This window comes from Aliirhizobium wenxiniae (assembly GCF_019511445.1).
Taxonomy (GTDB): Bacteria; Pseudomonadota; Alphaproteobacteria; order Rhizobiales; family Rhizobiaceae; genus Neorhizobium; species Neorhizobium wenxiniae_A.
Genome location: NZ_JAEUAN010000131.1, coordinates 1 through 255 on the forward strand (window position 1 = coordinate 1; position 255 = coordinate 255).

Consider the following 255-nt stretch of genomic DNA (forward strand, 5'->3'; position numbering starts at 1 on the left):
TCGTGGGATTGCCGATCATATCGTACCAGTGGTCCACGGGGATCTGGCTGGTAACGATGGTCGAGCGCTGCTCGTAGCGATCTTCGACAATCTCCAGGAGATCGCGTCGTTGCTCGTCGCTGAGCTTTTCCGGTCCCCAATCGTCCAGGATCAGAAGGTCGGTCTTGGCCAGGCTCTTGAGCAGCTTCGCATAGCGGCCGTCGCCTCGTGCCAGGGCGAGTGAGGCGAATAGCCGGGGGACGCGGTGGTAGGCGA

General features: G+C 61.6%; 1 protein-coding gene. It reads right to left on the minus strand.

The annotated features are described in order from the left end of the window. Nucleotides 1-255: ATP-binding protein (locus tag JNB91_RS30610; protein WP_220329143.1), on the minus strand; the 255-nt coding region annotated here is incomplete at both ends.